Source organism: Streptomyces sp. NPDC008079, assembly GCF_042957385.1.
Taxonomy (GTDB): domain Bacteria; phylum Actinomycetota; class Actinomycetes; order Streptomycetales; family Streptomycetaceae; genus Actinacidiphila.
Map to the genome: position 1 here is coordinate 95,058 of NZ_JBIBIC010000021.1, position 18,646 is coordinate 113,703.

29 protein-coding genes and 1 tRNA gene are annotated in these 18,646 nt (G+C 67.4%); 19 read left to right on the plus strand and 11 right to left on the minus strand.

Annotated features, from left to right (window positions below; translation table 11 throughout):
* The first annotated feature begins 268 nt into the window (after positions 1–268).
* Together ACFZAM_RS31660 and ACFZAM_RS31665 are read left to right on the plus strand one after the other, a co-directional pair.
* Positions 269–353 (plus strand) — tRNA-OTHER (locus ACFZAM_RS31660).
* A 176-nt stretch (positions 354–529) separates the two neighbouring features.
* On the plus strand, positions 530–727 hold the full coding sequence (locus ACFZAM_RS31665; RefSeq protein WP_391050943.1) for a hypothetical protein: 198 nt from the start codon (positions 530–532) through the stop codon (positions 725–727).
* A gap of 145 nt (positions 728–872) precedes the next feature.
* Here the strand turns inward: ACFZAM_RS31665 and ACFZAM_RS31670 are convergent, their stop codons facing one another.
* The 9 genes from ACFZAM_RS31670 to ACFZAM_RS31710 form a co-directional block, all read right to left on the minus strand.
* The gene (locus ACFZAM_RS31670; protein WP_391050945.1) at positions 873–1,292 is read right to left on the minus strand and encodes a hypothetical protein; all 420 of its coding nucleotides are present in this window, start codon (positions 1,290–1,292) and stop codon (positions 873–875) included.
* A 144-nt stretch (positions 1,293–1,436) separates the two neighbouring features.
* Positions 1,437–2,093: a hypothetical protein gene (locus ACFZAM_RS31675; protein WP_391050947.1), complete on the minus strand. Its 657-nt coding sequence runs from the start codon at positions 2,091–2,093 to the stop codon at positions 1,437–1,439.
* 76 nt (positions 2,094–2,169) lie between these two features.
* Positions 2,170–3,012, minus strand: coding sequence for a tyrosine-type recombinase/integrase (locus tag ACFZAM_RS31680; RefSeq protein ID WP_391050948.1), 843 nt, complete (start codon positions 3,010–3,012; stop codon positions 2,170–2,172).
* A gap of 50 nt (positions 3,013–3,062) precedes the next feature.
* Positions 3,063–3,494: a hypothetical protein gene (locus ACFZAM_RS31685; RefSeq protein ID WP_391050950.1), complete on the minus strand. Its 432-nt coding sequence runs from the start codon at positions 3,492–3,494 to the stop codon at positions 3,063–3,065.
* A complete protein-coding gene (locus ACFZAM_RS31690; RefSeq protein WP_391050952.1) occupies positions 3,495–3,779 on the minus strand; it encodes a DUF6247 family protein in 285 nt (94 codons plus the stop codon).
* A 104-nt stretch (positions 3,780–3,883) separates the two neighbouring features.
* Positions 3,884–4,219, minus strand: a complete 336-nt coding sequence (locus tag ACFZAM_RS31695) for a hypothetical protein (RefSeq protein WP_391050954.1) — start codon at positions 4,217–4,219, stop codon at positions 3,884–3,886.
* 41 nt (positions 4,220–4,260) lie between these two features.
* On the minus strand, positions 4,261–4,647 hold the full coding sequence (locus ACFZAM_RS31700) for a hypothetical protein (RefSeq protein WP_391050956.1): 387 nt from the start codon (positions 4,645–4,647) through the stop codon (positions 4,261–4,263).
* A 47-nt stretch (positions 4,648–4,694) separates the two neighbouring features.
* Positions 4,695–5,678: a hypothetical protein gene (locus tag ACFZAM_RS31705; protein WP_391050958.1), complete on the minus strand. Its 984-nt coding sequence runs from the start codon at positions 5,676–5,678 to the stop codon at positions 4,695–4,697.
* A gap of 240 nt (positions 5,679–5,918) precedes the next feature.
* A complete protein-coding gene (locus tag ACFZAM_RS31710; protein ID WP_391050960.1) occupies positions 5,919–6,395 on the minus strand; it encodes a hypothetical protein in 477 nt (158 codons plus the stop codon).
* Between the two features lie 207 nt (positions 6,396–6,602).
* Here ACFZAM_RS31710 and ACFZAM_RS31715 point away from each other — a divergent pair, with 207 nt between their 5' ends.
* The 3 genes from ACFZAM_RS31715 to ACFZAM_RS31725 all read left to right on the plus strand — a co-directional run bounded on the left by ACFZAM_RS31715 (position 6,603) and on the right by ACFZAM_RS31725 (position 8,673).
* Positions 6,603–7,106, plus strand: a complete 504-nt coding sequence (locus ACFZAM_RS31715; RefSeq protein ID WP_391050961.1) for a hypothetical protein — start codon at positions 6,603–6,605, stop codon at positions 7,104–7,106.
* Between the two features lie 266 nt (positions 7,107–7,372).
* On the plus strand, positions 7,373–7,810 hold the full coding sequence (locus ACFZAM_RS31720) for a hypothetical protein (protein WP_391050963.1): 438 nt from the start codon (positions 7,373–7,375) through the stop codon (positions 7,808–7,810).
* A 338-nt stretch (positions 7,811–8,148) separates the two neighbouring features.
* The gene (locus tag ACFZAM_RS31725) at positions 8,149–8,673 is read left to right on the plus strand and encodes a hypothetical protein (protein WP_391050965.1); all 525 of its coding nucleotides are present in this window, start codon (positions 8,149–8,151) and stop codon (positions 8,671–8,673) included.
* Between the two features lie 99 nt (positions 8,674–8,772).
* Here the strand turns inward: ACFZAM_RS31725 and ACFZAM_RS31730 are convergent, their stop codons facing one another.
* Together ACFZAM_RS31730 and ACFZAM_RS31735 are read right to left on the minus strand one after the other, a co-directional pair.
* Entirely contained in the window at positions 8,773–8,994 is a 222-nt protein-coding gene (locus tag ACFZAM_RS31730) for a DUF397 domain-containing protein (RefSeq protein WP_391050967.1), read from the minus strand.
* A 22-nt stretch (positions 8,995–9,016) separates the two neighbouring features.
* On the minus strand, positions 9,017–9,898 hold the full coding sequence (locus tag ACFZAM_RS31735; protein ID WP_391050969.1) for a Scr1 family TA system antitoxin-like transcriptional regulator: 882 nt from the start codon (positions 9,896–9,898) through the stop codon (positions 9,017–9,019).
* Between the two features lie 211 nt (positions 9,899–10,109).
* Here ACFZAM_RS31735 and ACFZAM_RS31740 point away from each other — a divergent pair, with 211 nt between their 5' ends.
* The 14 genes from ACFZAM_RS31740 (at position 10,110) to ACFZAM_RS31805 (ending at position 18,646) form a co-directional block, all read left to right on the plus strand.
* On the plus strand, positions 10,110–10,592 hold the full coding sequence (locus ACFZAM_RS31740) for an ATP-binding protein (protein WP_391050971.1): 483 nt from the start codon (positions 10,110–10,112) through the stop codon (positions 10,590–10,592).
* A gap of 138 nt (positions 10,593–10,730) precedes the next feature.
* Positions 10,731–11,741 (plus strand): hypothetical protein, encoded by a 1,011-nt coding sequence (locus ACFZAM_RS31745; RefSeq protein WP_391050973.1) that lies wholly within the window; start codon positions 10,731–10,733, stop codon positions 11,739–11,741.
* 132 nt (positions 11,742–11,873) lie between these two features.
* Entirely contained in the window at positions 11,874–12,326 is a 453-nt protein-coding gene (locus tag ACFZAM_RS31750) for a DUF6283 family protein (RefSeq protein ID WP_391050975.1), read from the plus strand.
* Positions 12,327–12,620 carry a hypothetical protein gene (locus ACFZAM_RS31755; RefSeq protein WP_391050977.1) on the plus strand — a complete coding sequence of 98 codons (294 nt, stop codon included), beginning with the start codon at positions 12,327–12,329 and terminating at the stop codon, positions 12,618–12,620.
* 291 nt (positions 12,621–12,911) lie between these two features.
* On the plus strand, positions 12,912–13,463 hold the full coding sequence (locus ACFZAM_RS31760; protein WP_391050979.1) for a hypothetical protein: 552 nt from the start codon (positions 12,912–12,914) through the stop codon (positions 13,461–13,463).
* A complete protein-coding gene (locus tag ACFZAM_RS31765) occupies positions 13,460–13,678 on the plus strand; it encodes a hypothetical protein (protein WP_391050981.1) in 219 nt (72 codons plus the stop codon). Before ACFZAM_RS31760 ends, ACFZAM_RS31765 begins: the two co-directional genes overlap by 4 nt.
* A 130-nt stretch (positions 13,679–13,808) precedes the next feature.
* A complete protein-coding gene (locus ACFZAM_RS31770) occupies positions 13,809–15,296 on the plus strand; it encodes a hypothetical protein (RefSeq protein WP_391050983.1) in 1,488 nt (495 codons plus the stop codon).
* A 116-nt stretch (positions 15,297–15,412) separates the two neighbouring features.
* Positions 15,413–16,186, plus strand: a complete 774-nt coding sequence (locus ACFZAM_RS31775; protein WP_391050985.1) for a hypothetical protein — start codon at positions 15,413–15,415, stop codon at positions 16,184–16,186.
* Entirely contained in the window at positions 16,183–16,500 is a 318-nt protein-coding gene (locus ACFZAM_RS31780; protein WP_391050987.1) for a hypothetical protein, read from the plus strand. The genes ACFZAM_RS31775 and ACFZAM_RS31780 overlap by 4 nt, the downstream gene beginning before the upstream one ends.
* A gap of 5 nt (positions 16,501–16,505) precedes the next feature.
* On the plus strand, positions 16,506–17,012 hold the full coding sequence (locus tag ACFZAM_RS31785; protein WP_391050988.1) for a hypothetical protein: 507 nt from the start codon (positions 16,506–16,508) through the stop codon (positions 17,010–17,012).
* Positions 17,013–17,094: 82 nt separating this feature from the next.
* A complete protein-coding gene (locus ACFZAM_RS31790; RefSeq protein ID WP_391050990.1) occupies positions 17,095–17,436 on the plus strand; it encodes a hypothetical protein in 342 nt (113 codons plus the stop codon).
* A 97-nt stretch (positions 17,437–17,533) separates the two neighbouring features.
* Positions 17,534–17,851: a hypothetical protein gene (locus tag ACFZAM_RS31795; RefSeq protein ID WP_391050991.1), complete on the plus strand. Its 318-nt coding sequence runs from the start codon at positions 17,534–17,536 to the stop codon at positions 17,849–17,851.
* An 82-nt stretch (positions 17,852–17,933) separates the two neighbouring features.
* The gene (locus ACFZAM_RS31800; protein ID WP_391050993.1) at positions 17,934–18,266 is read left to right on the plus strand and encodes a hypothetical protein; all 333 of its coding nucleotides are present in this window, start codon (positions 17,934–17,936) and stop codon (positions 18,264–18,266) included.
* Between the two features lie 92 nt (positions 18,267–18,358).
* A complete protein-coding gene (locus tag ACFZAM_RS31805; protein ID WP_391050995.1) occupies positions 18,359–18,646 on the plus strand; it encodes a hypothetical protein in 288 nt (95 codons plus the stop codon).

An 18,646-nucleotide genomic window follows, 5' to 3' on the forward strand; every position in this document is an offset into this window, starting at 1 on the left:
CCGCACCCGGCTCGTAACGATCCCGTACTGCGCAACCGGCCCCGGCCGCTCCTCGCCCCCGTCGAGGAGCGGCCGGGGCCAACTGCTGCCCGGCACGCACCAATTGACATATTCCAATTTCTGAAAAAATGTCACTTCAGCTTGGGGGCGGGTGCATACTGGACCTGTCGCTGTCACGTGGCCCGCCCGCACCGTGCGGCGATGTCTCACCCCCGAAAGTCGCGGCGGGGCCGGTACGCACTGTGTGCTGCCGACCTCGCCGCGCGCCTCCCTCGTAGCTCAGTGGTAGAGCGCCCCACCTAGGGCCCGCAAGGGTGCACGGGAGGTCGCCGGTTCGAATCCGGCCGAGGGAACTGACCGTCCGGCCCTGATCTGTCGCCCCCCGACACCACCGGCCGGACGGTCTTGTGTTTCCGTTCCAGCGTGAACGCCGACACCCCCTGCAAGTGGCAGCAGGGGGTGTCGGCGTTCACGCTGGGGCCGCGTCCGGCTAGCGTGAGTCCTTCCGGTGGAGGAAGGACGCTTTGAGATGCATCAGGTCGGTGCGGTGGGCGCCGTTCTCGTCTGCGCTGCGTGCGGAGCGGGCGGCGAGGTGACGCCGGAGGGCGGCTATGAGGCGCTGTGGGGCGCGGGCTGGCGCTGGCGCGGGGTTCACGCGAAGATCCCGAAATTCGCCAGCTCCGTCTTCGTGTTCTCCTGTCCGGACTGTCCTGCCGTCATCGGCTAGCCGATGACGCTCCGGGCCCAGGACGGGGTCGGATGTCCACCAGTGGCAACGGCCGCAGTAGCCCTGCCTGACGTCCTCTGGATGCCAGCTCACCGAGGTGCAGTCCGGGCAGGTGATGTGAGGGCGGGGGTCGTGCGGCACTGGGTCAGTCCTTGTCTGCCGCTTCAGCGGCCATGGTGTCCAGTTCCTGGTCCAGGAGGGTGTAGACGTGACCGTAGCGGGGGTGCACGGGCAGGCCGGTCCGGCGGTGTTCCGCCAGGGCTGCCTGCTCGGCGGTGTGTGCGTCGCGCAGGAGAATGCGCCACAGGGCGATCGTCGTGTCCTTGAAGGACGTACGGGGGTTGCGGCCCACGAACCCCTTGATGTGGGCGTCCAGGGTGCCCGGTACTACCAGGGACTTGGGCACCCACGGCCGGACAGGGCCGCCCAGGCCGCTGATCAACGGACCGGGGACGGCCTCGAAGTCGATCTCCTCGATCTCCTCGGGCTTCTCGGTGTTCTCGATCTCACCGGCCTGCCGCTGCAAGTGCTTGCGGCGTTCCGCACGGCTGGGGCTCGTCGCCATGACCTGTGTCCTCCACGTGGATGTAGGACTTTCAGTCTACGCGGACACGTGAAAGCGTAGATAAATGTTTGCGCTTCCACGTGTCCGCGTTTCGTCAGCGGGGGCGTTTCGGTGTACGCGGGCGACGCGGGCGCGGCGGCCGGGTCACAGCGCGCCCAGCTTGCTCTGCAGGAGCCTGTACTCGCCGTGGAAGGTGAGGAACGTGTACACGGGCCACATTCCGGTGTCGCGGGAGGCGTCCTCCAGGACCAGGTGCGCGATGCCGTCGGGCACCCTGGCCATGACGTTCTCGCGCCACCGAAGGACGTCGGGGCGGGTCAGGAGGCGCCGCAGCCGGGTGTCGAGGACCGACGTCTCCGGTACGCCGTCGGCCGCCTTGTCGGCCGGGGCGAACACCAGTGACAGCCGGGTGGACGGGACGGTCTTGACGGTGTCCCACGACGTCGTGACGCGGGCGTCCACGCCGGACGCCCGCAGCGCGGAGGCGAACAGATTCTCGATCCGGCCGGAGATGCCGTCCGTGATCTTCTGCTGCGAGTCGCCGTTGCGGTAGGTGAACTCCCACTCACCGGTGTGCAGTTCGACCTCCGTGCGGATCTCGACGTCGAAGTTCACCTCCGTCCCGTACAAGGCGCACGGGCGGGCCCTGAGCAGGGCGCCGACGTCACTCACGAGGGGGTCGTCGTGCAGAGCGGCCAGAAGAATGCTGCGCAGCTCTGCGGGGGTGTCGTCGAGCGGGGTGTTCCAGGTGCTGCGTCTGACGCTGACGTGCGTGCGGAAGGTCATCCAGATCTGCGGCATCGGTTCTCCAGGGTGGCGGGTTTCCGTGACGCCACCCTAGTGCACACCTATGTGTGCGCACAACTGAGTGTATGAATTAGGGTCCTGCCGCACTGCGTTGCGCGAAGAGCTTCTGGACAGCCCTGCTCGTCGGTTTCGAGTAACGGCGGTGCAGGGTGGCCGGGTTGGTGTGTCCTGAGATCGCCTGGAGCATCGGCGTGTCCACGCCGTCCTCCGCGAGATGGGTCAGCCGCGAGTGCCGCAGGATGTGCAGCGTGACGGCCACGGCTTTGGCGCTGAAGGTCTTGATGATCCGCGCTGCCCGGTTGTACGACAGGCGGTAGTGGCGGCCGTCCGGCGACCGGTCGGAAGCGGGCCGGTCCCGCCAGTTGCGCGGACGCCGGTTCGTCAGCCACAGCGGGCCGCTCGTACGGTCCCCGATGTACTCCCGCAGCAGTTCCCCACCGCGCTCCTCGAAATGGACCCACAGCGTGTTGCCGCCCTTGAGAACGGCCTTGGCCCGCCTCCTCCTCAAGTCGACGTTCTCGACATCGAGCGACAGCACGGCCTCCGCACGCGAGGACGACTCGTACAGCACCCGCCACAGGGCGCGCTCCCGCAAGTCCACAGTGGGCGCCCACAGAAACTCCAGGTCCTCGCGCTCCTCGGCCTTCGTTTCGTCGATGTGGATCTTGCGGGCCTTGCAGAGAGCGGGCAACCTGACCGTGCACACTTCGGCGTCGCCGAGCCATTCCAGGAACGTGGCTACGGCCGCCAGGTTGCGGTTCCACGTCGCTGCCGACAGATGCCCCCACAGCTCGATCAGGACGTCCTGCCAGTCCTCCCCCGTGACATCGGCCGCCAGTCGCCCCGAGCCCTGCTGGTCCAGCCGCTCGATGCACCGCCGGAGCGTCAGCCCGTAGTCCCGGCGAGTCGTCACGGCGAAATCACCGTCGCGCAGCCAGATCTCCCGAGCCCGCTGAAGAGTCGTCACAGGGCGGCCTCGTCAGGCCGCTTCGCGTCGGCTCTGTCCTTCTTCATCTGCCGCATACCCCGCTCGCAGAACTGTTCCTTCGAGCACTGGCCGTCCTCGGGGTAGTCGCCGTGGATGCAGCGGAACCGGTTGTGCTGCGGATCCTCCTCGGCGTGCGGCGCTACCCGGACGACGTGCGTCGGCCGCTTCTTCCAGCCGATCGGTTCGCTCTGCGTCTCGGGATCCCACATGTGCACGGCCAGCATCAGTTCCACCGGGCCGTTGTAGCACCACCCCCAATCCCAGCCGGACGGGGCGTCCTTGGGGGTCATCACGAGCCGGTGGTTGAAGACCATGGGGATCATGTCGTACCAGTAGTGTTCGTCCTCACCTACGGTGTAGCCCTGTCGGTCGTTCGGGACCGGCTCGTCGTAAACCCTCAGTGGCATTCAGTCCCCTCTCCCGAACGCCTCGGACGCCGGAATGACGTCCGAGGCGTCTCCCTGGAGCAGGCGCCGCGCCGACTCCGTGGCGGCTGCCGCAGAGGGTGAGTGGTGCGCGCTGGCCACTGCCCACCACGTCAAGACCAGGCCGTCCAGCCGCATCTGCAGGACATCGACGTTCAAGTCCTCAACCGCCGACACCAGCACCCTTCGCAGCTCCGCGCGGAACTCACGGGCGCTCGATGGCGGCAGTGCGTCGTACACCGACGACATCGTCCGGTCGATCTTCATGTCTCCTCGCAATCACGGCAGTTGAAAATCAGCGTCCCAGCGGCCAGCTTCTCCACGAGCAGCCCGCTGGGACGCTGGAACAGCGACAACGCTGGTGACCATGCTCAGTGCTCCGTATCCGGTGTCAGCAGGGCTTCTGCCTCGGTGTCCTGATTCTCGGTCATCAGGCGGGCGTACTCGGCGAAGTCGCGGCGCTCCAGCAGATACCAGGGGCTGTCCTGGCGGGTGCTGGCGGTCATCGAGAGCGGCGGGGACTGCCAGTACCCGCGCCGCCGGTACGAGGAGCTACCGAAACGGTCGGCGCGCTCGAACTCGTCAGGCCGTACGCCCTCTTCGGCCAGTTCCTCCCTGGTTCCGATCACGGTGACGGACTGCACGGTCGTGGAGTAGACCATGTAGAGGTCGGCGTCCGGGGCCGCCCTGATCACGGCTCGTCCCATGCGGTGGGTCCTTACGATGTTGGCGGGTCAGTCCTGGAGGGTCAGGGCTTGGCCAGCATGAGGATGGTCTCAGCCGCGTCGAGCGCGTCGAGGGCGGCGCTCGTCCGGGGCGCTTGCAGGTGGACCTGATGGGACACCCAGCGTTCCGCCCACACCCCCGGATGGCTGTACGTCTCGATCTCTTCCTCATCGAGGTTGTACACGCCTGCTGCGTACATGAGCGAAGCCAGCGTGGCAAGAGGCTCGGCTGGCAGCCACCACACCCCCTCGTCCATCGGCTGGGCGGTCGCGGCGGCGAGAACGCGGGATCCGGCAGCCAGAGCCTCCGGCTGGCACAGGCCAGCGGCCTGGGTGTCGGTGAGCGTCTGACACAGAGCGAGTACGTACTCCGGCTCGATGGCCACCTTTTCTCCGAAGTCGAAGATCAAAGCTCCTCCTTGACAGGTTGGTCCCGGAGCGGGGATCCGGTCATGCTCTACCGGACCGGGTGGACGGTGACGGTGGTGCCGTCGTCGGCGGAGGTGTTGATGAACATCAGGTCGAGGAGTTTCATCTCGATCTCCCGGCGGCCGGGGCCGACACGGTACATGTGCAGGTGCGGGGCACGGGTGTGCGGAACGAGCTTCCTGCCGGTGGCGACGCTGTCCATGGGCGCTTCCTGGTGGCGGCGGAGGGAGTCCGCGATGGCGGTGCCCATGCGGTAGCCGACACGGCGCATACGGGCGGGTTTCGGCGGCCGAGGCTTGCCAGCCTTCCTCTTGGCCGGAGGCTTGCCGTTGCGGGCGTCGGTGACCTCGAACGTACGGGAGCACGCGTACAGCAGATGGGCGACGACGATACGGGTCACGGCGCGCAGGTAGACAAGGCGTGACTGCTCCGACGAACTGGCTTCTGCGTCTTCTGCGGCGATGTCGAAGCCGTCGGCGACGGTCTTCTCGATCAGGCCGTCGATCGTGAAATCCTCCACGATCGGGATCGTGATATGGCACATGTCGTTGTCGATGACCTGGGAACCGTCAGGCGAGAGGACTTCGGAGAAGACGGTCACGCTGTAACCGTTGGCGTGCGGGCTGTGGGAATCAAGCAGCATGGACTGGTTGGCCTGCAAGTCGGCTGTCGCGGACCCCTGTTCGTAGGAACCGCTGAGGGCGCCGTTAACCACTACGGCGAACACCCGTCCTGGTTGGCCGTCGAGGAGGGTGACCGGCGGGGCGGCCGGGAGCGTGAACATCGGATTGGGGTGCCGGAGCCTGCGCAGGACGCTGGCGGGCACCTTGATGTCCGACTTCATGCGGATCAGTGCCCGCGTCATCGCGGGGTGCACCTCGTACACCTCTCGGTGCCTCTCCCAGAGCAGCAGGGGCTTGGCGTCTCTGGCCGTGGACGCCAGGGCGACCTGGTCTCTCAGGCTGAACTGGGACAGACTCGCCCGGACGGCGTGGGCCTCCTCGTCCGTCACGTTGTCCTCCAGAAGTGCACCCAGCCCTCGGGCACGGAGGCGTTCGGCCCAGAACTGCTCCCACGCCCGCAGAGTGTCCACGATCAGGTAAGGAGACGGTTCCCGGAGTGCTGGACACGGGTACTGCCAGGGCTGGGGCATGATCGGCTCTCTTCCTTGGCGGGTTGCTGGGGTCTACCCTGCCAGATTTTTTTATGCCAGTGAATACACTATTCACTGGCATAAGGCTGGGGGAGCGGTTCAGGGAGTTTCGGGGAGGAACCCGTGCTTCACCATGAGGACGTACAGCGCGCCCGCCTCGACGCCGAGGTCGTCGGCAAGACCCTGGAGGTCGCCGTCGGAGGCGTATCGCATGACGATGGCGCTGGCCTCCTTGAAGTTCCGCAGCCTGACGCCGTTGTCCCGCAGCAGTCGGCGGACCGTGTCGTACGAGGTGCCGTATTCTTCCGCGATCTGGACGGTCGACCTGGTCTTGTACGCGGTGACGATCGCGGCGATCTCCTCGTCCGACCAGGTCCTGCGGCCAACGCCCTTGACGCCGTTCCTCACCAGGAGGCGCTTGATCGTGGGGGGCGTCGACCGGTGGCGCGCGGCGATCTTCGACACCTTGGGCTCGGCGGCGTACTCCCCCAGGATCTCGGCGATCTCCTCGGAGGAGAACGGTTCTCTGCGCTGCTTCTTCTGCGGGGCGGCGGCCCCGTCCTCGGCTGAATGCATAGAATAATTTTAGCGTAGGTACCTACGCAATTGTCAACTTCGTACGAGGACGGCCCGTTGGGCGCGCCGGGGCATATGCGCGTTCGGGCGCTGACGGAACTGGCCGTGGGCGTCGCGCCAGTGACCCGCCGTCCGCCTGCGGGGACGACCTCGTCTCGCTATGCTCTCGGCTGTCCCGCCAAGACCACCGCCGTTAAGGAGTGACCCGTGCACGCGTCCCGTCCCACCCGTCTGTGCCCGCACCGCTTGTGCAGGCCCCTTCACAGCCTGGCTTGCGTCTTCACCCTCATCTTCCTCATCCCGGTCCTGTGGCACGGCGGCTTCGTGGTCTGGGGCGCCCTGGCCGTTCTCTTCGTGGCGTCGACTGCCGTCCAGCGGTTGTTCTTCCCCAAGGGGGCGATGAGGGGTCTCGTGGAGGAGGAGATGGCGGCGGCGACCGGTTCTCAGCCGGTCGTGCTGCTGGTCCGCAAGGGATGGGCCCGTACCGCCGTGGTGACCGACTGGTATTTCGTCCTCGGTCTCGCCCTGATGGCCTACACCTCGGTGGCCGCCCCTCACAAGGCGACGCAAATGCCCGTATCGACGGCCACGCACCTGGGCAGCCTGGCCCTCGGTCTCGCCCCGGTCGCGTTCTCGCTCTACGCCCACAAGAAGGCGACCGACCCGGTGAAGGCCAAGCGCGCGCCCGTAGTGGTGCCGTCAGGCACCTGACGGCTCTCTCGCTCTCCGCACGGCCCCAGGGACTGCTCCCTGGGGCCGTGCGTGCGTCGGGGTGGGATGTGCGCCGCAAGCAGCGGACTGACGAACTGTCACCGTTCGTCACGAATCTTCAACTCCCTGTGGGAAATTGCCTGTTGAGGTGTCGTCGCATGCGTGTTTGATGACTCTGCGCTACGGTAGGGCGCGTCCCGCCAAGACCCCGCCCGCGCGTCAGATCAGTCCGTATCCGGCGCCGCTCCGACAGGGAGACCCCTGCCATGGCCCTCACCCCTTCGCGCACGCGGTACTGCCCTCACCTGCTGTGCCGACCGGTTCACGCGGCGGCCGTACTCCTCGCAGGGGGTTCCGTGCTCGCCGCCGTCCTGACGAGCTTCGCGGCGCTGGCCGCCGTGGTCGTTCTCGGCGCGCTGGTCACCGTGGTCCTGCGGCTGGTCACGACAGCCAACCCGTCGGCGGAGGTCTCCACCACCGTGGCGGTACGCGAAGCGTGGGCGTACGCGGCGGTGGGCGCCGACATTGCGCTGGTGGTGTGGGCCGCCGTGGTGAGCCGTACCGCGTTCCACCGGCCGCGCGCTTTCGCCCGGTTCCTGGCGCTCGACTGGAGCATACGCAGCGCGGTGCTGGTGGCGTGCGTGACCGTCGGCGCCCTGCTGTGGCAGACGTTCCACCTGATGGCGCTGCGTTCCGCGAGGTAATCCGTTCGGGTGAATCCCTCTCTGTCCGAACGTGCGTTCGGTACAGTGGGATGCCTCGGCATCGGTCACGCAAAGTCACCGCAGGGAGGCAGTCTGTATGCGCGCGGACGCACTGCCACTTGGACTTCCTATTGCACCGATAAGACTACTGTTTGGGTGTAAGCGTAAAGCATTGCGGTTACCCGTGAGTCAGAGTAGGTTTTTCGCGCCGCCGGGTCGCCATTAACCACCATCCATGAGCAATGCGGAACGCATCTCCGCCCGGTTTCTCATTCCACAACGGAACGATAACGCTTATGCGTTCGATTAATTCCCCGCGCAATGGAAGGTCAGGAGCAATGGGCGGTGAGCCGGACGAGACCGGCCAGGGGCGCCTCCTCAGCAGCCGTCGGCCGGTCTTCCTGCGCCGATGGTTCATCGCCGCCGTCACGCTGGCCCTCGGTCTCGTCCTCGGATTTGCCGTCAGCAGCCACAAGGCGCCTCCCGCTCCTTCGGCCGCGCACAACAGGCCGCCGTCGTCGAGGACGGCGGCCACGGTCGTCGTCCAGGGCGACGGCGAATACTGGGTCGGGCAGGACATCCCGCCCGGAATCTACCTCTCGCAGGACAACTCTCGTACGCGTGGCTGCCGTTGGAGCCGGTCGGTCGACGCCTCGGGACAGGACTCCTCGATCCTGTCGTCGGCCGCACCGGCCGGGAGCAGCTACGTGGAGCTGGAGCCGGGGAACTTCTTCCGCACGAGCCGCTGCCGCCCGTGGGCGCTCCAGCCGCCCCCGCCCGGCGGGCAGCCGCCGTTCCTGACTCCGCCCCCGCCCGGTCAGCCGCCCCCGATGCCCCGTACGCCGGGTCTGCTCGTGCGGTGACGGCCCGTCGGCCGTCTGGCGCAAGTGGCGTCAGCGGGACGACGATAGACAGACGAGACCCCCGGCAATTCCGATGCCGGGGGTCTCGCGTGCTGCGTGTCAGAGAAGGCCGCCCGCCAGGGGGCCGCCTTCCTTGAGGTCCGCGATGAAGGCCGCCCACTCGTCGGGCGCGAACCCCAGCTCGGGGCCCGCGCCCTTGGCCTTGGTGTCGCGGACGAGCACGGCCCTGCCGTCGACACGGCTCTCCACGCACTCGTTCTGCGTCGCCGAGTACGACGACTTGTGCCAGTCGGTGGCAGCCAGGGCAGTTGCTTGTGTCATGTCACGTGTCCTTCACTCATCATCAGCCAACTCGCGCCGCCATCTTGGCAAGCGCTTCTTGCAAGTATGTCCTGCTGGCCGCGTACGGCAACGCCTGGGCCTGCAGAGAGCCGAATCTTGTCGAGTTCAGGCGCACTGTGCTCGGATCATCATCGAAAGTTCCCTTCCCTCCTTCGTGGAACGTCAGGTCCCACGCCGTGGACTCGTCGAAGCTGAGATTGAAGAACGCCCCGTTCAGGCCCACATGGGCCCCGCAGTTGATCGGCAGGATCTGGATGCTGATGTTGCCTCTGCCGCTGAGCCGCAGCAGATGCTCGACCTGTTCTTTCAGGACATCCTCGCCGCCCACCGCGTTCATGATCGCAGCCTCGCCGATCACAGCCCAGATGGCTAGCGCGGGTGTGCGCTTGAGAACCTGCTTGCGGCGCTCGCGGAGCTGGATCATGTCCTCGATGTCGTACGGCGAGTCCTTGAAGTCGATCTCTTCGGCAGCCCGCAGAACAGCGGCGCTGTAGTCGGCGGTCTGGAGGATGCCCGGCACGACGAGCGGCTGATACGTCTGGATCGAGGCCGCGATCTCCTCGGCGTCCGCGATGTCGGCAGCCGTCGGCCCGACCGTGTCCCGGTACTCCGTCCAGGGTCCGCGCTTGCGTCCCTGCCTGCTCCAGTCCTCCAGGCGCGTCCGCATCGGATCGTCTTCGGGGATCTCGTACAGCTTGAAGTAGAACTCCAGGTCAGGCACTGGCGTGGCCGTGTGGCCCGACTCCTGCCTGCGTACGGTGGACTCGCTGACCCCCATGCGTTTGGCGACGTCCGCGATCGGCATGTCGATCGCGTTACGGCGGCGCTCCAACTCCCGTCCAAGCAGTCGTTTTCGGATGGTCGGGACACCTTTGTATGTCATGGTCAGCCCCCAGGCAGCCGGATTGGATGTCTCAGTCTGCCCGTCATGCAGTCCTACACGCCAGTCACCCGAACTGATTTCATGTCACTTCAAGGTCTTGCACAATGCCCGATGTTGCGGAACCGTGGGGGCAGCCTGCTTACGTCGGGTCCCCTGCGGCGTAGAGAGGCTCCAACCGCCAGAGCCTGTACGCCTGTCCGGGGGTTCCACCATGCACATGCCGCTCACCGTCTCGCGGGCTGCGCACCCGCCTCTCGAATTCCGCCAGCGCTACGTCGGCGTGGAGGCGACGATCCACACCGCGCGCCAGGATTTACAGCGCGCCCTCACCCCTCTGTCCGCTGACGGCGACCTCATCGACGCGGCGGTCACCTGCCTGTCGGAGCTGGCGACCAACGCCGTACGGCACGTGACCCGTGGACGCGTCACGGAGTCCTACGTCGTCGCCGCCGCACTCCTTCGCCCCCGCGCACGGCTGCGCATCGAAGTGCACGACGCCGAGCACGCTCCGCTGCCGGTGTGGCCGCCGCGTGCTCTCCTCGACGTCGACAGCGATTCGACGTCAGGGCGCGGTCTGCCGATCGTGAGCGCCCTGTCGGCGGCCGTCGGCTACACGTTCACGCCCGGCGCCGGAAAACTCGTGTGGTGCGAGTTGCCCGTCACCGTTCCGGCCATGTCGTTCCGCTCGCAGTAGAGCCGCGTCCGTAGGGGTTCCGCCGTGAAATTCGTCCGGCGGAATTACTGCGCCGGACTGCTCCCTCCCCAGGTGACACGGGTGTACGGTGACCGCACCGCCAAGTAACCCGCCATTTCACCATGAAGGAAGTCCGCAGTGGACCCCATGGATCTTGAGCAGCTCCTCTACGAGCTGAGCGGCTCGCCCAGCACGGACCTGTCAATACTCGCCGATGAGATGTACGTGGGCCTCGTGCTCGCGGGCGGAACCCACGACCGCCACGTGGTGACCCGCACCCCCACCCGTTCCGCCGCCTCGGTGACGCTGAGTCTCCGTTCGGTGTACGGCGGTCACACCTTCACCGTGCGCCGCAGCCGTTCTACAAGGCTGGCTGTTTACGCACAGCGCCTGCACCGCGCGCACCTGAGCCGTATACCGGCCGTTCCGCGCCCGTACGTCCCGTACGACCCTGCCGCCGGAGACCGGCTCGTCTACGCCGCCCGGCACACCACCCATCTCGGCGTCAGCAGCCGGTGGATCTTCACCCACGACGGCACCGCGTGGACCCGCGAGGGCCGACCGGTGCCCGAGGGCCGTGTGCCGGTCGAACCGCAGCGGTTCCTCAGCCAGGGCACGTTCACCTATCTCCCCGCCCGGCACCGCGCCCATCTGTACGTCGACGGGCACGCGACCCCCGCGCGCACGGCCGCCGAGCTGGAACCCGGCGACGTCCTCCTCGAAGACGGCGCCGGGCGCCACCGTGTCGTCCAGGTCACCGCACGCGGCCGGTACTCCCTCGACGTCCAGGTCGAGGTGCTGGACCTGACCCGCACCCCGCTGCTCACCCAGCTCCCCGCCGCGCACGCGGTGGGCAGCAACGTCGTGTTCACCTCCGGACACGACGCGCTCTACCCCGTCGAGCCGCGCCCCGGAGACCTGCGGGCAGCCTGGGAGTTGGAGCAGGGCGACGTGGTGATCACGTCGTACGGCGCCACGCACAGCGCGGTGGCCACCGTCGATGACGCGTGGCGCACGCCGCTGCGTCCGTCGATGAACGTGGCGCTGACCGCAGTGGACGGGCGCCCCCGGACGATGCTCACCGATCCTGACAACGGGTTCGTGCTCCTGTACCGACCGGCGCTGACGGTGCTCCCGGTCCCCGCATAGCACGCGCAATGCACTCACTTGTGCATGCACACAGAGGTGCGCTAGGGTGGATGCACTGAAGGCGGTTGAACCAGGGCCGCCGGACGTCTGTCACCCCCGGCCCTGTGTTGTGGGGCACATCCAGGAGACCGTATGGCCCTTCTGCCGCCCTCTAGAACCCCGTGCGGTGCTTGTCCTTACCGTCGGGACGTGCCGTCGGGGATTTGGGACGAGACTGATTACGCAAAGCTCCCTCCGTACGACCGGCCGACTCCCGAGCAGCCCGTCCGGCTTTTCCAGTGCCACCTGTACGACGCGGAAGATTCACGCGGTCGGATCTGTGGCGGCTGGGCCGGGTGCCATGACGGCAACGGACTTCTGGCCCTGCGCGTTGCCCTGATCATTAGTCGCGAGATCACCCCGGAGACCGAAAGGGCCATTCGCGAGTACGAGTCTCCTGTGCCGCTTTTCGCTTCGGGCGCAGAGGCCGCCGCACACGGCATGCGTGAGCTAGAAAATCCAGGTCCGCAAGCCCGTCGGGAAATCGAAAAGATCCAACGCATCCGTACTGATCTCGCCTGTGAGATCCCAGAAGGAGAGTTCTGAATGAGCATCATCGTGGGAAAACTCACCGTCGCCACCGGAGAGACGTCCGTCCTCGTCGTGACCGATGACGTCAGAGTGGGTTCCGACCTGCCGACCGTCGTGGCCCGCATCGGCGCCTGGAAGGGCGACATCTTCGCCGTCTGGGAGACCGAGACCGGGCTCGGCCCGAATCAGGTCGGTGAGCACGTCCAGAGCGTCCGGCCGGACGCGCTGCACGTGCTCACCGGCACCGGAGACCTGTTCCAGCTCGATGACCGGCACCTCGACGCCGTGGCGCAGGAATGCCGGGGGTGAGCAACACCCCCGGCGTCAGGGCCGCCCGGCTCGTGTGGGTGGAACCCGAATGGTGGCCCATGCAACCCCTGAGCGGGAGGGTGGGTGACTTCGAAGTCTGCTGGATCAGCGGCGCTCACAACTACCTCACTGTTGGCGGATACACGGGAAGCCTCCTTCCCCCTCCGTTGCAAACCCGCGTTGACAGAACGTACGGATCGCTGGAGGAGGCCAAGCACGCCGCACAGGAACTCTTCAACGACTACGTCACTTTCCTCGTTACAGGCGAAATCACGCAGGGAGCCCCCGAAAATGACCAGCACGTGGACGGAGGAGGCGCAGCAGGTACTGCCGCCTCCGATCAAACCCCGCCGTCTGCTCCGTGACCTCCTCAACGGCGGATACACCACGAGCGACGACCGCTATCACCTGACTCCGTATTACGACCCCAATGAAGTCATCAGGGGGCGCGGTCCCCGTCGCTGGGACGTCGTGGACACGCTGAGTGTTGAAGCACCGTGGGTCGGAACCCTTGACGAGTTCCGTACGGCTCGCTGCGCGCCCGACGGGGTGCCGTGGCTCGTGCTGGACATGGACCAGGGGGTGGTGCGGGCCGAACCGACGCGGCAGGCCGCCGTCAGGTGGGCCTGCCACCACCATGACGGCCGTGTGATCAGCCGAGAGCGGCGCGGGGAGGGCTGGTACGACTACAGCATCGGCTACTCCTCCTCGGACTGCTCGCTGGTCTGGATCGCGCGTGCCGACATCGCCCACCGGCATGGTGCCGACGCCGAGCAGCAGCCTTGGTACCCGTACCCGGACTCTCCGCACGAGGAGGGCCCCCGTGCCCTGGGAGCCTCGTGAGCGAGCTGTGCGGCGCGCCGCATCCGGAGAAGAGCGTGGTGTGCGACCGCCTGGAGCACCGGGGCGCCGGTTTCCACCGCAGCAGGCCGACCGGCGACGTGTGGGAAGGAAGCGTGCTTCCCGACCTGCGCCGCCAGGGGAAGTGGGGACTGGCCGGGATGGCGTCCCGTACCCGGCGGCCGGACCGTACGCCGCCGATCCGTCCGGATCTCTGAAAGCGCCGGTCGCACAGGCGATGCTGGTCTGTCGGTTCAGACCAGCATCGCCTATTTAACACACTAGGTTGTGCGTGCACTGAGTTGTGCACTAGGGTGGTCTCATCACCACCCGCCAAGGAGGCCCACTGTGACCAGCACCCCCGCGAAGACCCCCAACGCCGCGCAGATCAGCAGGCTGCTCAAGGCCGCCGGACTCACCAAGTCCGGCGGCCTTGAGCCCGGCTTCATCGTGACGCAGGAACGCGGCGGCCGTATCGACTACAACCTCAACCGCAGCATGGGCGCCCGCTTCCCCCTGGTCCTGGTCCGCCTCCCCGCCGCCGACATCGCCCGCGCCGTCGAGATCCTCACCACCGCCGGATACCACGCCGAGGCCCGCGACTTCTCCGGTCTCGACTCCGTCCGCGCTCAGCACACCCACCGCGCCGTGGTGGTCCTCTCCCAGGACGAACTCGACTGGAACGCCGGGCGCGCCGCCCGCACGGAGAACGCCGACGCCGAGGCGGAAAAGCTCGTGCCCGCCACGGCCACCGTCCGCGTACGCCTTACCACCTATCCCGACCACTCGCGCCGCACCTCCACCACCTCCCGCGCCCAGGTCCTCGCCATGACCGCCGAGGCGCTCCGCATGCCCGAGACGGAGATCCTCACCGCCGACGACATCAGCCGCGAGTGCGCCGCCGACTGGGACCTGTTCCCGTACAAGAACGTCATGACCGGCCTGCGGACTACCGTCAAGGGCCACCACGCCACAATCCTGCTCATCCCCGTCGAGAGCGCGCCCGCACCGATCACGGCACAGCAGCCCAGCGACGACGGCACGCACCTTGTCAGCCCCGAGTCCGGCGAGCGGGTGGAGATCCCTGAAGGCGCCACCGCGTCCTCCGCCCAGGGGGCGGACCCGGCTCTGCCGCCCTACACGCTGCCCGAGGTCGAGGGCGCGACGTTCACGGTCACCAGGGAGGGTTCCCGGTACGCCGTGGTGCTCCGGGAGGACGGGAGCGACTGGCGGGCCGAGGAGTGGACGTACCACGCTCCGGCCGGAGTCGAGGCCACCGCCGCGCACCTGGTGCGCCACCTCGGCGAATGGCAGGCCAAGAGGGCGGCGCTGGACGCGTTCGAGGACACGACGGTCTACCGGGTCGAGAGCGGCGGCGACCACCTCACCCTCACGGGCAGGGAAACGCGCGAGCACCTTGCCACGCTCAGGGGAATCCACGGCCCGATGGGGGTGAAGCACTCCGGCGCGTTCTGGGTCATCCACTTCCCTGAGGTGATCGGACAGGACACGCGGATCGCCGCGCTCCGCCTCATCGTGCAGCCGGTCGTGACGGCCCGCGCGACACGGGACCTCCTGCGCGGCGGCTACCCGGTGCTGGGCCCCACAGCGACGCCGTCGTCGCGGGAGTTCGGCCCGTGGGTGCGGCCGGTGCCCGGCCACCGTGACCGTGTGCTGGTCACCTGCCTGACCGCAGGGGCCGTGCGGCGGGACGCCGAGCCGCTGGCCGGATACCGTGACGTCCTGACCGGCGCCGGATGGGTGTGGATCGAGCGTACCGACGACGGTGACGTGTACCGGGCCGTGAAGACCCGCGCTCTGGAGGGACCGGCCTAGGTCCGCCGGACGAGGGGGCCGGAAACACTCCGGCCCCCTCAGTGCACTGTATTGTGCACACACTATCCTGTGCGTTACGGTGGCCTTACCGCCACCGCCAAGCTCCGGAGGACACCGTGACCGCCCCCGTTCCCGACCTCGCCGAGGTGCTCGCCCTCACCCCGGCGGCGCTCACCCCCCTGACCCCCCGCCAAATCGACGCATTCAACGCCGTCCTCGACTCGGAATACGGTCGCATCGACCGACGCAAGACCGCCGCGTGGGACGCCCTGTACGGCGCGCTGCACCTCAGGAAGATCCCTCGGGGCCGCACCCTGGAGTGGCCCGTCCCGCGCGACAAGGCCGAGGAGCAGGCCCGTGCCGTGCTTACCTCGGAGGAGGCCCCGGACCGGCGGGGTGCCATTTCCACCGCGCTGGAGCGGCTGGACACCCTGAGGGAACAGACACGCTTCCTGGACGAGGGGGCCCGGACGATCCTCGACCGCGAGTGGACCGTCCGGGGCGGCTGGCCGAGGTTCTTCCTCGTCCAGGACGGCCACATCCACATCGGCCGCCAGTGCCACACCCTGCGCATGACGACGCAGCTCTTCTGGCGCCCGGAGCTGTCCGGCCTCACCGAGGAGGACGCCGTCAAGCAGGAAGGGCCGTTCCTGTGCACCTTCTGCTACCCCAGCGCCCCCACCGACTGGAAACTCGATCCGGCCGACGCCAGACGCAAGCCCGAGTGCTCCGGATCCCGCACGAACGCCGAGCCGCTGATGACGCCCACGCAGAAGCAGCGCGGACACGGTTACGTCACCTGCCCCGAGTGCGGCAAGACCGACGTGCGCATCACCTCCACGTGGAGGCTGCGCTCCCACCCCCCGATGAAGGAGAGCCGCCTCCCGTGAATGAGTCCGCCCCCACCAAGCTCCACGTCTCCAGATTCCTGGGAGCGGCCGGTTTCCAGCGCTCCGTCACCACCTCGAACACGATCACCGCCGGATTCAAGGTCTCCTCCCTCCGCGCCCGGAACGGCATTGGCGTGCACTGGGTGGAGAGCCTGGACGAAGCGGACCGGCGCCGCCGGGAGGCAGGCACCGCCCAAGGCCCGCAGTTGGCCGCGACATACGTCAACTTCCGCCACGCCTACATAGAGGAGCACTCCGCCCCGGACCGCCGACGGACCGCCGACGGCATGCCCCTCGACTCCTGGGACTGGTGACACCTATGCGCAGGACCATTCACGCGAAGTGTCTCGCCGTCAGCCAGAAGAACGGCCGCACCCTCGTGTGCGGCAAGTCCAAGGGCCACGACGCCCCCGACGTGGCCGACGAGAAGCGCCGCGAGCACTTCGATCCGGAATTCGATGAACGGTGGCCCGCCAAACCCGTCGCCGTCAGCGCCACCCACGTCAGCCGCTTCCTGGCGTACAGGGGGATGAAACGCAGCACCACCAAGACGCCCGCACCGCCCGTCACCAGCACCGGGTTCACCGTCGTCAGCACCGGGTTCACCGTCGTCAGGTCCCGCACCGGCGCGTACGCGAATTTCGTCATCGGCAACGACCTCCGCAGCGCCCCCAGGGAAACCGTGCTGGCCGCCCTGCACGAGGGCCTCAGGACGATGCGCGCCCTGCTGGAGGAGCGCTACGCCGTCGAGGACCACCCCGACGGCGGATACACCGTCACCTTCAAGCCCTCTCCCTCCCCGGACGGCCGACCGGATTCAATTTAGTGCACAAGGTTGTGTGCGCACTGATGTGTGTACTAGAGTGGGTGTCACACCGCAGGAAGCCCCGGCAGGAAGGTTCCACACCATGCGTATCAGCCAGGCCGTCGTCCAGAAGATCGCCAACTACGCCAAAGAGGTCAGCGACGGCGAATTCCGCCTGGCCGGTATCGGCGGCGACCTCGGCCACGGCGTCCGGTACATCGACGGCAGGAGCCACATCATCTGGCTCGGCAAGAGCGGCAATGTCCAGGCTGCCAGCTACTACCACGGCATCGTCGAGGCATACGACAAGGGACCCGTCAGCGACCGGCCCGCATGGGTGCAAGAGCTGGGATGGGCACTCCGGAACCGCAACGGCTTCGAGAAGTGGCACAACAAGGGCATGGACGAAGCGTTCTCGTTCCTGAACCGACACCCCGGCGTCTGAGCCTGTGCGTCACATCGGCGGTACTCACCCTCCCGTGAGTGTGAGTACCGCCGTGACCGTACAGACCCGCCGTCCAACCAGACCGAGAGGCATCCTCATGAACATCCGCTGCACCAACTACAGCGAGCACGCCGCGCACGAGTGGAAGTCCGTCGTTGCTGGCGACGTTCACTGCCAGGGGCGCGGCCCGTCCCGAACGATCGAGCTGCCGCGCAGCATGCACGTCCGCACGAGCGGCAAGACCGCGTGCATCCGTACGGCCGCCGACTCTCTGGAGACGCTGTGCGGCAAGACGGGAACCGGCGCGGCGGAGTTCGTCATCAAGAGTGACCCGCAGTACGTCAACCAGCACTGCCTCGATTGCAGGAGCGAATTTTGCCGGACCCACGACGGATACACCCCCGTCACCTACTGAGCCTGTGCGCCATCGGTGAAGTTCGCCCTGCGGGGCGAACGGCGCCGTATCCGTACAGACCAGCCGCCACCAGGAGGCCCTCATGACCATCACCGCCGAACACGTCAGGGAACTCGCCACCTTGTACGGCGAGACCGTCCTCGTACGGATGCCGGATTCCCGGTGGTTCTGGGTAATCGGCACCGGCAACAAGCATTACGAGGGCGCCGGGACCGTCTACGCGACGTCGGAGCAGGTCGCAGAGATCATCGACGCCAGCGACTACGACGCCGACGGACAACTCACCGATGCAGGCGCGTGGCGCATCGCCGACATTCTCAGTACCCGTGACCGCAGCGATGCCGTCAAGTCGGCCTGCATGATGAAGAACCCCACCGGGTTCAGTGCCGCAGCCCTTACCGAACTGGACGACTGAGCCTGTGCGTCACATCGGCGGCGCTCAACCTCACGTGGGGGTGAGCGCACGCCGTGACCGTACAGTCCCATTCGCTTCCCAGGGGGCAGAGCATGAGCACGACATACCGCGTGACGATCTGGCGTAACGATGGCGTTCCGGGCATCGTGACGGGACTGTCCGAGAGGGCTGCTGACAGGCTGGAGGCAGCCATCAACGCCGCGCCTGGTTACGACCACGACTTCGAGGCGGAGTACGACGGCATAGCGCCGACTGCAACGCCTCCGGGTGCCGTCCTCGGGCTTCCTGTGGAGGCAATGGACGATCTTTTCCCCGGCGCCTACCGGCCGAGCGTGACGGCGGTCTTCCCGACCCTCTTCCCCGGCGCCATCACCCGCTGA

Coding starts and splice junctions, on each gene's coding strand:
- ACFZAM_RS31790 (WP_391050990.1), top strand. CDS start 17,095: ATGCGTATCAGCCAGGCCGTCGTCCAGAAGATCGCCAACTACGCCAAA.
- ACFZAM_RS31725 (WP_391050965.1), top strand. CDS start 8,149: ATGGGCGGTGAGCCGGACGAGACCGGCCAGGGGCGCCTCCTCAGCAGC.
- ACFZAM_RS31760 (WP_391050979.1), top strand. CDS start 12,912: ATGACCAGCACGTGGACGGAGGAGGCGCAGCAGGTACTGCCGCCTCCG.
- ACFZAM_RS31805 (WP_391050995.1), top strand. CDS start 18,359: ATGAGCACGACATACCGCGTGACGATCTGGCGTAACGATGGCGTTCCG.
- ACFZAM_RS31735 (WP_391050969.1), bottom strand. CDS start 9,898: ATGACATACAAAGGTGTCCCGACCATCCGAAAACGACTGCTTGGACGG.
- ACFZAM_RS31685 (WP_391050950.1), bottom strand. CDS start 3,494: ATGCCACTGAGGGTTTACGACGAGCCGGTCCCGAACGACCGACAGGGC.
- ACFZAM_RS31675 (WP_391050947.1), bottom strand. CDS start 2,093: ATGCCGCAGATCTGGATGACCTTCCGCACGCACGTCAGCGTCAGACGC.
- ACFZAM_RS31665 (WP_391050943.1), top strand. CDS start 530: ATGCATCAGGTCGGTGCGGTGGGCGCCGTTCTCGTCTGCGCTGCGTGC.
- ACFZAM_RS31695 (WP_391050954.1), bottom strand. CDS start 4,219: ATGGGACGAGCCGTGATCAGGGCGGCCCCGGACGCCGACCTCTACATG.
- ACFZAM_RS31710 (WP_391050960.1), bottom strand. CDS start 6,395: ATGCATTCAGCCGAGGACGGGGCCGCCGCCCCGCAGAAGAAGCAGCGC.
- ACFZAM_RS31740 (WP_391050971.1), top strand. CDS start 10,110: ATGCACATGCCGCTCACCGTCTCGCGGGCTGCGCACCCGCCTCTCGAA.
- ACFZAM_RS31730 (WP_391050967.1), bottom strand. CDS start 8,994: ATGACACAAGCAACTGCCCTGGCTGCCACCGACTGGCACAAGTCGTCG.
- ACFZAM_RS31670 (WP_391050945.1), bottom strand. CDS start 1,292: ATGGCGACGAGCCCCAGCCGTGCGGAACGCCGCAAGCACTTGCAGCGG.
- ACFZAM_RS31795 (WP_391050991.1), top strand. CDS start 17,534: ATGAACATCCGCTGCACCAACTACAGCGAGCACGCCGCGCACGAGTGG.
- ACFZAM_RS31785 (WP_391050988.1), top strand. CDS start 16,506: ATGCGCAGGACCATTCACGCGAAGTGTCTCGCCGTCAGCCAGAAGAAC.
- ACFZAM_RS31800 (WP_391050993.1), top strand. CDS start 17,934: ATGACCATCACCGCCGAACACGTCAGGGAACTCGCCACCTTGTACGGC.
- ACFZAM_RS31750 (WP_391050975.1), top strand. CDS start 11,874: ATGGCCCTTCTGCCGCCCTCTAGAACCCCGTGCGGTGCTTGTCCTTAC.
- ACFZAM_RS31720 (WP_391050963.1), top strand. CDS start 7,373: ATGGCCCTCACCCCTTCGCGCACGCGGTACTGCCCTCACCTGCTGTGC.
- ACFZAM_RS31690 (WP_391050952.1), bottom strand. CDS start 3,779: ATGAAGATCGACCGGACGATGTCGTCGGTGTACGACGCACTGCCGCCA.
- ACFZAM_RS31755 (WP_391050977.1), top strand. CDS start 12,327: ATGAGCATCATCGTGGGAAAACTCACCGTCGCCACCGGAGAGACGTCC.